General features: G+C 67.1%; 10 protein-coding genes and 1 pseudogene. 6 read left to right on the plus strand and 5 right to left on the minus strand.

Annotated features, from left to right (window positions below; genetic code table 11):
- The coding region (locus NP3_RS50135; RefSeq protein WP_218025079.1) for a hypothetical protein at positions 1-203 on the plus strand (203 nt) is incomplete at its 5' end.
- 31 nt (positions 204-234) lie between these two features.
- On the opposite strand, the gene NP3_RS45265 is transcribed toward NP3_RS50135, so the two are convergent.
- On the minus strand, positions 235-831 hold the full coding sequence (locus tag NP3_RS45265) for a TetR/AcrR family transcriptional regulator (RefSeq protein WP_063825084.1): 597 nt from the start codon (positions 829-831) through the stop codon (positions 235-237).
- Between the two features lie 88 nt (positions 832-919).
- Between NP3_RS45265 and NP3_RS45270 the strand changes: the two genes are divergently transcribed.
- Complete coding sequence (locus tag NP3_RS45270) at positions 920-2,125, plus strand: alpha/beta fold hydrolase (RefSeq protein ID WP_063825085.1); 1,206 nt, start codon at positions 920-922, stop codon at positions 2,123-2,125.
- Positions 2,126-2,513: 388 nt separating this feature from the next.
- Here NP3_RS45270 and NP3_RS45275 read toward each other — a convergent pair whose 3' ends face one another.
- The 4 genes from NP3_RS45275 to NP3_RS45290 all read right to left on the minus strand — a co-directional run bounded on the left by NP3_RS45275 (position 2,514) and on the right by NP3_RS45290 (position 8,330).
- Complete coding sequence (locus tag NP3_RS45275) at positions 2,514-5,384, minus strand: MMPL family transporter (protein WP_063047862.1); 2,871 nt, start codon at positions 5,382-5,384, stop codon at positions 2,514-2,516.
- Positions 5,384-6,112, minus strand: coding sequence for an NYN domain-containing protein (locus NP3_RS45280; RefSeq protein WP_084509697.1), 729 nt, complete (start codon positions 6,110-6,112; stop codon positions 5,384-5,386). The genes NP3_RS45275 and NP3_RS45280 overlap by 1 nt, the downstream gene beginning before the upstream one ends.
- Positions 6,112-6,921, minus strand: a complete 810-nt coding sequence (trmB, locus tag NP3_RS45285; protein WP_063047863.1) for a tRNA (guanosine(46)-N7)-methyltransferase TrmB — start codon at positions 6,919-6,921, stop codon at positions 6,112-6,114. Before trmB ends, NP3_RS45280 begins: the two co-directional genes overlap by 1 nt.
- A gap of 71 nt (positions 6,922-6,992) precedes the next feature.
- On the minus strand, positions 6,993-8,330 hold the full coding sequence (locus tag NP3_RS45290) for a lipase family protein (protein ID WP_063047864.1): 1,338 nt from the start codon (positions 8,328-8,330) through the stop codon (positions 6,993-6,995).
- A 171-nt stretch (positions 8,331-8,501) separates the two neighbouring features.
- Here NP3_RS45290 and NP3_RS45295 point away from each other — a divergent pair, with 171 nt between their 5' ends.
- The 4 genes and pseudogenes from NP3_RS45295 to NP3_RS45310 form a co-directional block, all read left to right on the plus strand.
- Complete coding sequence (locus NP3_RS45295) at positions 8,502-9,284, plus strand: SDR family oxidoreductase (protein WP_063047865.1); 783 nt, start codon at positions 8,502-8,504, stop codon at positions 9,282-9,284.
- 88 nt (positions 9,285-9,372) lie between these two features.
- A complete protein-coding gene (locus NP3_RS45300; protein WP_063047866.1) occupies positions 9,373-10,506 on the plus strand; it encodes a hypothetical protein in 1,134 nt (377 codons plus the stop codon).
- Between the two features lie 310 nt (positions 10,507-10,816).
- Positions 10,817-12,205 carry a GTPase Era family protein gene (locus NP3_RS45305; RefSeq protein WP_245721391.1) on the plus strand — a complete coding sequence of 463 codons (1,389 nt, stop codon included), beginning with the start codon at positions 10,817-10,819 and terminating at the stop codon, positions 12,203-12,205.
- A 240-nt stretch (positions 12,206-12,445) separates the two neighbouring features.
- A pseudogene (locus NP3_RS45310) lies at positions 12,446-12,931 on the plus strand (phosphoenolpyruvate carboxykinase (GTP)); the annotation flags it as partial.

A 12,931-nucleotide genomic window follows, 5' to 3' on the forward strand; every position in this document is an offset into this window, starting at 1 on the left:
TGGTGGGCCCGTCGCTGAAGCCGGTGCCGCAAAAGAGGATTCAGCAGCTGCACTCATCGATGCAGGCAGTGACCGTGCCCCTCGGCACGCCGCAACGCCCGAACGTCTCGCCGAAGCCTCTGTTAGATACCAGAATTCAGCAGACGCAACCCGGCGAGACCGGTCCGATCGTTGGCGGGCACTCAGATGCTGAGCATCGTTAGTGGCAATCTCGTTGCACCAACTCGGCGTGTGTCACGCACCTGGTTGCTCCAGCCCGGCGCAGATCAGGTCGACGATGCGTTCGGGCAGGGTCTCGTCGATCGGCTCGTGAGTGAGTAGGACTCGCATGTGGAACGGCGCGATGACGGTCTCCAGCACCAGGCGCGCATCGGTGGTCCGGGGCAACTCGCCTCGCTGAATGCCGCGTTCGATGATGACCGACGTCAGGCCGAGGCGCGATTCCCAGAACCTGCGGCGCGCTGCGGCGACGGACTCGTCGTCGACGTGCACGGCCGCCGCGCGGGTGAAGTTCGCTCCGGCGGGTTGGGACAGGAACGCCGCTACCGAGCGGGTCAGTGCGAGGAGGTCGCCCCGCACCGAGCCGGTGTCGGGCACGGGGACGTCCTCGCCGCTGGTGGCCAGCATCGCATCGACGATGAGGTTCTCTCGGGTGCGCCAGCGGCGGTAGATCGAAGTCTCATGGACACCGGCACGGGCCGCGACCTCGCCGACACTGAAATTGTTCGGACCATGTTCGAGCAGCACGCTGACGGCGGCCTCGACGACTGCCCCGCGCACCCGCGCACTGCGACCGCCGCTACGCCGCGGCCGATCTGCTGACTCGGTCACCCAGCCACCTTAACGCAAGAATCCTTGCGTTCGAGCGCGGTGCGGGTTAGCGTTCTTATCGCATGATTGCTTGCGTTAAGGAGTGGATATGGTCAACTGGGATGCGCCGACCATCGACCTCGCGCCCGCTGCGGACCCAGTCGGCTACCACAGACTGCATCCGGACCGGGGCATGGAATTCCAGCTCAACCGATTCCTGCAGTGGATCGGACCCGATGCTCTGACCGAGATTCGCGCCGCCGCCGAGCGGATCGGCTCCTACTCCGACTGGATCACGGTGTTCCTCGAACTGGCGCAGCAGTCACGGGTCGACGGTCGCGTGCTGCCCGCCGCGTACTACGACCGGGCGGCAGAGTTCTTCATGCCCGTGGACGACCCGCGCCGCGTCCATGCTCGCGACCGGTTCGTCGGTGCGATGCGCGATCTCTACCAGCTGTTTCCGGTCGACGTGCCCTACGGTGCGGTCGCATTGCCGACATACGAGGTGCGGCCCGAAGGCCCTTCGCGAGGCGTCATCGTCGTCTGCGGTGGATTCGACGAGTACACCGAGGAAATCTTCCCCCTGCTACTGACCGGCGCCCGCGCCGGATACCGCGTCATCGCCTTCGACGGCCCCGGCCAGGGTGGCGCTCTGGAAGACCACGGACTGCCCCTCACAGCAGCCTGGGAACACCCTGTCGGTGCCGTCCTCGACCACTACGACCTCGATGACGTCACCTTGATCGGCATCTCACTCGGCGGCGGACTCGCCATCCGCGCCGCCGCCCTCGAGCCCCGCATCCGCCGCGTCGTCGCGCTCGACGTTCTCGACGACTTTCTCGAATGCCTTGGCGGACAAGCCTTTCCCGGCGCAACCCCGGCGCTGCGTCTCGCCCTCACCGCCCACGCTCGCCCCATCGTCAACCTCACCGCGCGCCTGGCCGCCGCCCGCAAACCGATCGCCGCCTGGGGCCTGCGCCAAGGCATGCACGTCACCGGCACCGCGGACGCCTACGCCTTCTTCCGCGCCGCCCGCGCCCTGTCCACCCGCACCATCTCCGGCCGCGTCACCGCCGACGTCCTCCTGCTCGCCGGAGCCGACGACCATTACGTCCCCGCACACCAACTCCACCGCCAAGCCGCCGCGCTGACCCACGCCCGCTCCGTCACTACTCGCTTGTTCACCGTCGCCGAACAAGCCCAGAACCACTGCCAAATCGGCAATATCGGCACCTGCCTGCAGGCCATCCTCGCCTGGCTCCGCGATCATCAGCCCGCAGCGGACGACAACCTGAGCGCAACGCCGATCCGGTGAGCCTCTGGGTTCGCACCGAACGGCCCGCAAAACCGCTGGCACCGAATCTGCTCAGTGTCGTTCAGCCGTCACCGACGAATCCGCCACCGGCACCCGAGTCTCCTCAGCAGCGTTCAACGCCATCGAAACCAACAGCGACACACCGGAATTCGCACCCGAGCCACGACGACCTCCCGCGGAACGCCCTCTGAGGCCGGAATTCGAAGGCCACAGCTTTCCCCACTCGGCGCAAATCTGCTGATGGAGCCCCTATCGCGAACCCAGTGGACCGGGCCTGACAGCACCAACTGGCGATGCCGCAAACGCTGCTCAACGAACAAGACGGACGCCGGGCCTTCCTCCGTGCCGCTTGCGCAGTCGCCGTCGAAAGGCGCAGCCGCGCAACGCGTTACTCGCGATCCCGCCGCCGCAGCAACTCGTTCACGCTGACTGTCCGCCCGTCCGCGCTGTGGTGCCGACCTTCGTCGGGCTGGCCGATGCGGCGACGATTGGACCGCAACTCGGCCATCCAGTTCTCGATGCTGCTCCGGTTCTCGTCCGAGACATCGTCATTCGACGGGGCGGGCCGTTCCGACGGCGCGTGGTGGGTCGGATGGTCCGAAGCCGGGATCGGCGTCTGCTGAACCGGTGGCGGGGGAGGAGTCGGTGTGGGCGCAGGCGGAATCGGACGAGTCGGTTCGGACGCTCCCGAAATCGTCGGAATCGGCCGCGGCCGAATGGGCTCGGGTGCGGGCGGCGCCGACTGGCCGAGCGGCACGACCGGCGACCCCTGCGCAGGTGGCAACCCCGGCGCAGGCGATGCCTGTCCGAATGGCGGCACGGGCGGCCCAGGCGGTGGCGTGTGCAGCGACGGATTCGCCCGCGGCCGAGTCGGATCGTGCGGCGCGACAACCGGCCGCGGCGGCACCGGCGGTTCGGGCGGGAGCTTCGCGAAATGCTGCGTCGGCGCGTCCGCCTCGATCTCCTCGACCGTGCGCGGCCGTCGCGGTGACCGCGACCGAGTACTGGCGTTATCGGCGAGCGCGGGCATCTGCATCGTCACCGGATCGGTGATCGGCGTGGTCTTCACCAAGTCGACGACCTCGCCCCCGCCGGGACGTTCGTCGTCCAGAATCGGCTCGCCGAGCCCGATCTTCTGCTGCACCTTCTTCATCCACGCAGGAGCCCACCAGCAGTCGTCGCCGAGCAGTTTCATGGTGGCCGGGACGAGCAGCATGCGCAGAATCGTCGCGTCGATGAAAAGCGCCGCGATCATGCCGTAGGCCAGATACTGCATCATGACCAGATCGGAGAACGCGAACGCGCCGGTCACCACGAGCAGGATGAGCGCGGCGGCGGTGATGATGCGCCCGGTCTGCGCGGTACCGATGCGCACCGCCTCGGTCGTCGAAGCCCCCTGCGTGCGCGCTTCGACCATGCGCGACAACAGGAATACTTCGTAGTCGGTCGAAAGACCGTAGATAACCGCGATGATCAGCACCAATACCGGCGACATGATCGGCTGCGGCGTGAAGTTCAGCAGGCCCGCGGCGTGCCCGTCGACGAAGATCCACGTCAAAATGCCGAGCGTGGAACCCAATCCGAGCGCGCTCATCAACGCGGCCTTGATGGGCAGCACCAGTGAGCCGAAGGTGAGGAACATCAGCAGCGTGGTCACGAACAGGACCAGCGCGATCATCCACGGCATCCGGTGCAGCAGCGCGTCGATGCTGTCCTTCTGGATCGCGGGCTGTCCGCCGACATACATCTGCACGTCGTCCGGGATTTCGAGGGAGCGCAGATAGTCGATGGTCGGATCCGGATTCTCCGAATCCGCCAGTGTCGCGCTGGTGCGGAACACTTGCTTGTCCCTGTTGGACTGAGCGGGCACGTCGAAGGTGCCGTTCAAGCCGGGCGCCTGCTTGGCCGCGGCCCACAACTTTCCGACGTCACTGCTGTTAGCGGAGACGAATACGAGCTGGATCGGATCGGACTTGCGTAGCGGGAAGATCGAGTCGAACTTCGCCTGCGCGAGCCGGGTCGCGTTATCCGGCGGCAGATACCGCTCGTTGATACCGCCGAAGGCCAGATTCTTGACCGGAATGATCAGCAGCAGCAACAGGATGCAGATCGGGATCGCGATCTTGAGCGGATGCTGCATCACCCAGCGGGTCGACTTGCCCCAGAAGCCGGTCTCGACTTCCTCCGCGGTCTTGGTCTTGCGGAAACGCTTGAGCCCGAGCAAATCCACCCGCGACCCGAGAATGCTGAGCATCGCGGGCAGGATGGTGATGGCGGTCAGCGCGGCCAGCGTGACGGTCGCGATGGAGCCGTAGGCGATCGATTTGAGGAAGCCCTGCGGAAACAGCAGCATGCCGCCGAGGCTCGCGATGATCATCGTCGCGGAGAACACCACGGTGCGACCCGCGGTCATCACCGAACGTCGCACGGCCGCACGGGTGTCGTAGCCCTCGGCGAGTTCCTCGCGGAACCGACTCACGATGAACAGGCCGTAGTCGATGGCCAGACCCAGACCGATCATCGAAACGACCGGCGAGACAAACGAGTTGACTTCGGTGAACTGCGTGACGACCCGCACGATGCCCCAGGCGCCGATCACCGTGAGACCACCGACGATCAGTGGCAGCGCCGCCGCGACCACACCGCCGAAGATGAAGAACAGCAGCACCGCGACCGCGGGGATGGCCAGGATCTCCATCCGCTTCTGGTCCGCGGCCATGGTGTCGTTCAGCGTGCCCGCCACCGCCTGCAGACCCGCGACCTGCACATCGACGCCCGGAATGGCGAAGGCATCCTTCACTTTCCGGAAATTGCGCACCATATCGGTGTCGTTATTGCCCTGGATGGCGACCGAGGCGAAGGTGTATTTCTTATCCTTCGAACCGAATGTCAACGGCGACGCCGGACCGGTTTCGGTCTGCCAGTAGGCGCCGTTGATCTTGGAGATCTCATCCGGATGTTCGCGCGGCAGCGAATTCAGGCTGTCGACGATCTTCTGCCGGAATTCGGGATCATCGATCGTCTTACCGTCCGGTGCGGTGTAGAGCACGATCACATCGCTGTTGTGATCACGTCCGAACGCCTCGTCGGACAACTTGGCCGCCTTGGCCGATTGCGACGTGGGATCGTCCCACCCGCTGGAGCTGAGATGGTCTTCCAGGCCCAGGCCGTAACCGCCGAGTGCCAAGAGTGCGGCCCCGACCATGCCAATGACGGCGAAGCGCAGCCGATAGACCAGATCGCCCCAGCGTGTGAACACTAAGCGACTCCTTGGGCAGGGCGAGAGGTGAGCAGCGCCGACAGCGGCCGGAACGGCTGCAGCCAGGCTCCCTCATCGGGCAGCGAGTCGAGGCTGACCCTGGGCAGCGGTTCACGGAACACGCCCGGGATGTCCTCGAGATCTACGAACTCGAGGGTATCGGATGTTACGGCCCAACTCGCATGCTCACGGAAGCCGAGTATCTGAACGGGGATTCCGTTGGCGGCCAATCGTTCGAGCGGTTCGCGGAATGCCTGGCCGTCGGCGGAGGCGACCATGATGCCCGCCAGCCCGGCACCGCGGCTGCGTAGCTCGATGTGCGCGAGCATATCCGCGTCGACATCGGAGTCCTCATCGATCTTGGGCTTGGCGAAGACCGCGTAGCCGACATTGCGCAGCGCCTCCACCCACGGCCGCACTACATCGGCGGTGCCCGGCGCGATATTGGTGAAGACGGTCGCTTCCGGTTCGACCCGGGTCACGCTGCCCACCGATAGTTCGGCGGTGCGCGCGAGCAGCCAGCGGCCGAGCGCGTCGAAGCGCGGTCGATAGGCGGCGGTCGGGCGGCCGCCGAGGATCGCGCCCAGTCCCATATCGAGGTTCGGGGCGTCCCAGACCAATAGCACCCGACGCACATCGGGCGTAACCGCGCCGATCACCTCGGATCCGGTTCCGTGCACCTCCCCGGCAACATCCACGACCGCATGGGCCATCTCACCGACACTCATCATCCGATCTTCCCCCATATGAACTCGTTGATGGCGCTTCCGGCGCGATGTGCCTTGCCCTCGAATTTCGTGACGGGCCTTTCGAAGCCGATCGGGGCGCTGTCGCGATGCTCGGCGCTGACCCCGCCCGTGGTCTCGTTCAGGCCGATGAGCTGCGGTTCCGCGGCGCCGACCTCGGCGATGAATTCGGCGTAGTCGGCGTGGTCGGTGGCGACGTGCAACACACCGCCGGGCCGCAGGCGATTGGCGATCAGTGCGAATGTCGCGGGCTGCAACAGCCGCCGCTTGTGGTGCCGCGCCTTCGGCCACGGGTCGGGAAAGAAGACTCGAACACCCGTGAGCGACTGCTCAGCAATCATATTTTCCAACACATCCACAGCGTCGCCGCGCAGCAGTCGAATGTTGTCGATCTGCTCGCGCTCGATGCGCTGCACCAATTGCGCGAGACCCGGCTGATAGACCTCGATGCCGATGAGATTCAAATGCGGTTCCGCCTGTGCCATCGCGGCGGTGGCGGTGCCTGTCCCACAACCGATCTCGATGACGAGCGGAGCCTCCCGGCCGAACCAGGCGGGGGCGTCGAGTGGTTCGTCGGCCACATCGCGGCCGATCACGGGCCAGGTGCGATCCCAGGATTGCTGCTGGGTCGCGGTGAGTGCCCCCCGGCGCGAGCGGAAGCTCGTCACGCGGGGGTACAGGCGAGAGCCCGAGCCCTTTCGGGATCCACCGTCCGCCGGAGCCGGAGCTGTGGACGGCGGTCCGGGAACTGACTCGGCAGTATGGTTCGCGGCGTCGTTCACGCGCTCCATTGTCCAGCATCGCAGGATGCGCGCAGCAAGCGGTCGTAGCGGATCGCTTGCGGGTCACCCGATACGAACGGTTATGCGGCGCGTACGCGGGGGATTCGAGCCGCGGGCTCGGTCTCCTGACGCAGCGGCTTGCCCAGCGCCACCTTGAGTGCGGTGCCGAGCATTTCCCACAGCCCGCGCACCCCCGTTGGCGAGGCGGCGACCGACCACACCGTGCTGTCGCCGACTTCGCGCACCGGTTTTCCGGCGAGCCGATCGCTGAGCCAGTCCAGGCTGATCGGGGTGGCCAGCGGGAGCAGCGAGAAATGCTCGCTGAGCCGGTCGCGCACATAGGTGACCTGTGCGCCGCCGCGGCGATACCGCTCGACCTGGCCGTCGACGCCGTCCATATGGATGATCTGGTCGTGCACCGGCTGCAATACCAGCAGCGGGCAGGTCGGGGTGGAGTGGCCGAGGCGCAGGTCGTCGAGCATGGCCTGCATCTCGGGCGTGGCGAGTACCTCGGTGAGTGGACGGCTCAGATGGTGGCCGACATCTCTTTTGACGAGCCCGAGAACCGCCGCGAACGGTGTCGACCGTTCGGCGCGTTCGATGAGCCGCAGACCCTCGGCATCGCAATCGCTGTCGAAAACCTCGGCCAGTGCCGGGTAGAGCCTGCGTAGCGCCGCGATCACGATCGCGGGCAGTCCGGCGTAGTGTCCGCCGTTGAGCCGGGTGAATACCTGGCCGGGATCGCCGACCGGCGCGCCGAGTACCGCGCCGACGATATCGAGCTCCGGTGCGTATGTCGGTGCCATCTCGACCAACCACGAACTGGCCATACCGCCGCCGGAATAACCCCAGACCGCGATCCGGGTATCGGGGCGCAGACCGAGCGGCGCGAAGCGCAGCGCCGCGCGGATTCCGTCGAGTCCGCGGTATCCGGGCTCGCGCGGTGCGCCGAAATTCCCGTGCGGGCCCTCGTGATCGGCGATGCTCACCGCCCAGCCCCGGCGCAGCGCGTTGGCCACCAGCATCCATTCGAATTGGGTGACCGAGCCGAGTGCGTGGGCACCGCGACGCAGTGCGTAGGAGGGGGAACATCGCTCGGCGACCGCGTCCATGGCGGTCTGGAAGGCCAGCAGCGGGCGGTCTTCGTTCGGGTCGGCGTCGAGCGGCAGCAGCACCGTGGTGACCGCCGCTTCCGGAGTGCCGTGCATGTCGCAGCTGCGGTAGAGCAGCTGCCAGGCAGAGACCTGCTGCGGAACAAGACCGAACAGTGCGAGTTCGACGCGACGGCTGCGCAGGATGGTCCCGGCCGGACGGGCCGCGAAACCCTTCGGCGGTCGGAGGAATGGATCGCTACTGGGTAGCAGTGGCTTCCGATCGCCGGACGCGTCCGGCTCGACACCGATGACATCGACAGTCACGGCAACCTCCTCATCGAGACCAGCGGAACGGATTCCGCCTGGTCGGCTTGCCGTGTTCGAAAAGCGAAGCTGCGCACCGACTATGGTGCCGACCATCCCGCCAGATTAAGTGACCATGGCATCTGTGGGAACCCCGAGGTAGGGGGCTTGCTGCCGCACTAGACTGCGCGCATGAGCAGACCGACTGTGTTCATCACCGGTGCGGCGGCGGGTATCGGCCGGGCCACGGCTCTACTTTTCGCAGCACAGGGGTATCACGTCGGTGCATACGATATCGATGAGGTGGGGCTGACCAGGCTCGCGGCCGATATCCACGCCGCCGACGGCAGTGTGCGCACCGGGGTGCTGGATGTGACGAACGACACTCACTGGACCGAGCGTCTCGCGGAGTTCAACGGTGACGAGAACCGGCTCGACATCCTCGTGAACAATGCGGGCATCCTGCGCGCGGGTTCGTTCGAATCGATCGATCTGGCCGCCCACCAGACAATCATCGACGTCAATCTCGGCGGGGTCATAGCGGGAACGCATGCCGCCTTCAGCTATCTGCGCGATACGCCCGGTGCTCAGGTGGTGAATCTGTGCTCGGCGTCGGCGATCTACGGTCAACCCGAACTCGCCAGCTACGGCGCGACCAAGTCCGCGGTCAAAAACCTCACCGAGGCACTCGATCTCGAATGGGAGCGTCACGATATCCGGGTGATCGCGGTGTGGCCGCTGTTCGTGGCCACCGCCATGGTGGACGGAGTCGAAACCGGTACGACCAAATCGCTCGGCGTGCGCCTGACCGCCGAGGATGTCGCACAAGGGATCTGGGACGCGACCCGCAAGCGCGGACGGCTGCCGCGGGTGCACTACGAAATCGGCGCGCAGGCAAAGGTACTGGCGGCCGCCGCGAAATACGCGCCCAACTGGGCCGTGCGGACCGCGAACAAATACTTCAGCGGCAGCTGACCCTTTCGAGCGACCTGCAAGCAGTCGCTACGGCCCGTCCGCGCGGTATGTCTGCAAGAATGGCGCACCGAAAAGGGGGTGCGAAGCTTTGCCGACAGCCACCGAATCCGACGGGCCCCGGATCCGACCGGGCGGACCCGCACGGGAACTGGACCAACTCGACCACCTGCTCGCGACGCTGCGCTCGGGTGCCGATCCGCGGATCGTCGGCCAGGTGGGGACCGCCATCGCGCGCTGGCGTCGGCCGCCGCGCATTCAGGTGACCGGGCGGGCGCATACCGGGCGGACCACCGTGCTGCACGCGCTGGCATTGATGTCGGCGGTGGAGACGGCGCCGATCGATGAACCGGGCGTGGCCGATCCTGAACTCGACGCCGACATCGTCGTCTATGTGCTCTCCGGTGCGCCACAGCCCGCCGACCGGCGGATTCTGTCGGAACTGCCACCGGAGCGCACGGTCGCGGTGCTGAACAAGGCCGATGCCATCGGATCCCGGTGGGGTGATGCGGTCGCCGCCGCCGAGCAGTACAGCGGCGGCCTCGGGACCGTCACGCTGCCGGTGGTCGCCTCGCTGGCCGTGCGCACCAGGGCCGGTGCGGTGAGCGAGGCCGATATGGCCACGCTGCGCCGCCTGGCCGAAACCGCGGATCCGGCGCTCACGCTTTCGCCTGACCTGTTCGTTTCGGCATCGGCCGGACCGGATGTCGCCGAGCGTGAAGAGCTGTTGCAGCGCTGGGATCTGTACGGCGTGACCTGCGCGCTGTCGGCGTTGCGGCAGGACCCCGAACTGGGTCCGCACGCACTGCTGCAGATCATGCACGCGGCCAGCGGTATCGATCCGCTGCACCGCTTATTGCACCGCCGCTATGAACAGGTCTCCGCACTGCGCGGCGGCGAACTTCTCGACGAACTGGCCCGTCTCGCCGCCCGCGCCGTCCCGGCCGACGGCGCGAACGCACGGGACGTGCTGGAGGACTACCTCTTCGGCGACGACGCCCTCTGGCTCGGCCTCTGCGCGGGCCTCGCCTACCCGGAGGTCGCCCACCTGGCCGCCGGATATCGAGCACCCGCGCCGTCCGATGCCGACGACGCCCTGGCCCGCGCCGCCCGCTGGCGTGCGGTGGTCTCCAGCGATATGTCCCCCGCGGCTCGCCGCGCCGCCCTGCGCGTGCACAACGGCTACATCCGGCTATGGGAACGGATGAGCAGTGCCGGACTCTGAGCAACCGGATTCCGCACGCATGGAGCCGTCAGGCTCGGGTGCACCTGAGCGCGACGAGTCTGCTACTGCCGCACGCCAGTCCGCGAGTGGACCGGCGGCTCAGGCATCGCCGACGAGTGGGGACGAATCGGCTGGACCAGCGGTTGTGTCGCGCGGATCGACTCCTGTTCCGAACGGCGGGGACCCTGATGGATCGCCCGGTCCCGGGAAGCCGTCGCTGACGCCGGAGGTCGAGGCGGTCATCGCACGGTGGAACCCGCAGGGAACGGCGCTCCTACGAGCGGTGCGGGGGGCGGGGGTGGCGTCGGCGGTGTCGTTGATCGGGCCCGATGACGCCAATACGAGCCTGTTGCGCACCGAACTGGCACGGTTCGAGCCGCGCATCCCGCTCTCGGATCCGGTGCCCGATGCGAGCGCGGCGGTGGAGACCACGTCGCCGTCGGGTAATGCGCCGTCGGCGGTCGCGCTCATGCTGTTGGACGCGGGTAGTGCCCTCGGCGCCGACACCCTGCACATCGTGCGGCGGCTGCGCGCCGACGGCACCCGGATCCTGCTCGCCATGAACGGCATCCACGCCTATCAGGACTGGCGCGCGGTGCGGGCGCACAACCTCGAACTGCTCGCCGCCCAGGGCATCGACGATCTGGAGATCGTGCCGGTTTCGGCGCGGCTCGCGGTGGCGGGCCGATCGGGTGGAGATGCGGGTCTGCTCGATCGCTCCGGACTCGGCGCGCTGCATGCGGAACTCGCGGCGGCCACGGCCGGCGCCGAATCCGATGACCGGGTCGCCGCGGTCACCACGCGCGTGTTGACCGATACCCGCCGACGGGTCGCCGAACAGGTCGCGGTGCTGCGCTCCGGCGCGGAACCGATCCAGTGGCGCGAGGAACGCGCGGTACTGCTCGCCGGGCGTGACGGCGGACGCGCCACCGCCATGTCCACCCTGCGCAGCCAGCTGCATCTGGCCAGGGTGGATCTGATGACCGATGTCGGGGCCCGGGTCCGCGCGCTGCACGCCGCCGCGCGGGGTGAACTCGATCGTTTGCGCCGCGCCGAATTCGGCGGCTATCCCGAACGCTTACAGCAGGCGGTCAACGAGCTGACCAACGTCGTGGACGGAACCATCGACCAGCGGTTGTCCGAGCTCACCGACCGCGTCGGCGCAATCCCGGAACACGACCGCGGCACGCCACCGCGTTGGCGCGATCCGGCCCCGCGTGTCGGTCCGGATCCGGAGCCGAGGCACCGAGGTGTCGAAGATCACCTCATGATCGCGCTGGGTGCGTCCGCGGGGGTCGGCATCGGCCGCCTGCTGGTCGCCCCGTTCTCGCTCGTGCAAGCCCTCAATTTCGCGGTCCTGCCCGTGACGCTGCTGCTCGGAGCGGGTGCGGCGGCCTGGGTGGTGCGGGCCCGCGGCCAGGTCGCCGACCGTGCGCACCTCCGTCAATGGGTCTCCGACGCGCTGGTCAATGTGAAGGCCCAATTGGAGCAGCGGGTCGCCACCGCGCTGGTGGAATCGGAGACCGCGCTATCGGACCGCGTCATGCGCGCGAGCACCGAGCGAATCGTCGAAATCGACCGTCAGGTGGCCGAATTGGAGGCCAGACTGCGCCGCGCCGCAGCAGAGCAACCGGGTCAGCTCGCCGCCTGCGAACGCGATATCGCCATCCTCGACCGGTATCGGACTTCTTTTGATTAGGTAACTTAGTGGGTACTCCTGGGGGAACCCGATTCCGTACTGGTCGTCACATCGCGTTAACCTCTTAAGCAGGAACCTGGGCGTCCGCTTCGTCCTTGTACGCGGTCCAGCCATGACGCGCTTTCGACTGGTCGTAGCGGGTGCCTTCCCGCCAACGGTGGCGCTCGGTGTGTTCGCGCTGGTCATGGGCCTATAGGCCAGGCGGAAACACCGTGAACCGCCCATCTCAGGAGAGTTTTCATGACCTCAGCGACCATTCCTGGTCTTCGCGATTCCGACGGCAAGCAGCCGACCGAGCACAGCGAACTACTCGCCTGGGTACAGGACGTCGCAGAACTCACTCAGCCAGAGCGAGTGGTCTGGGCGGACGGTTCCGACGAAGAGTGGGATCGGCTGACCGCTCAGCTCGTCGCGGCGGGCACCTTCCAGAAGCTCAACGAGGACAAGAAGCCGAACTCGTTCCTCGCCCTCTCCGACCCCTCCGATGTGGCGCGTGTCGAATCCCGCACCTACATCTGTTCGAAGACCGAGGCCGACGCGGGCCCCACCAACAACTGGGTCGACCCCACCGAGATGCGCGCCACCATGACCGAGCTGTACCGCGGCTCGATGAAGGGCCGCACCATGTACGTGGTGCCGTTCTGCATGGGCCCGCTCGGCGCCGAGGACCCCAAGCTGGGCGTCGAACTCACCGACTCCGAATACGTCGTCGTCTCGATGCGCGTG

Source organism: Nocardia pseudovaccinii NBRC 100343, from assembly GCF_001613225.1.
Lineage (GTDB): Bacteria > Actinomycetota > Actinomycetes > Mycobacteriales > Mycobacteriaceae > Nocardia > Nocardia pseudovaccinii.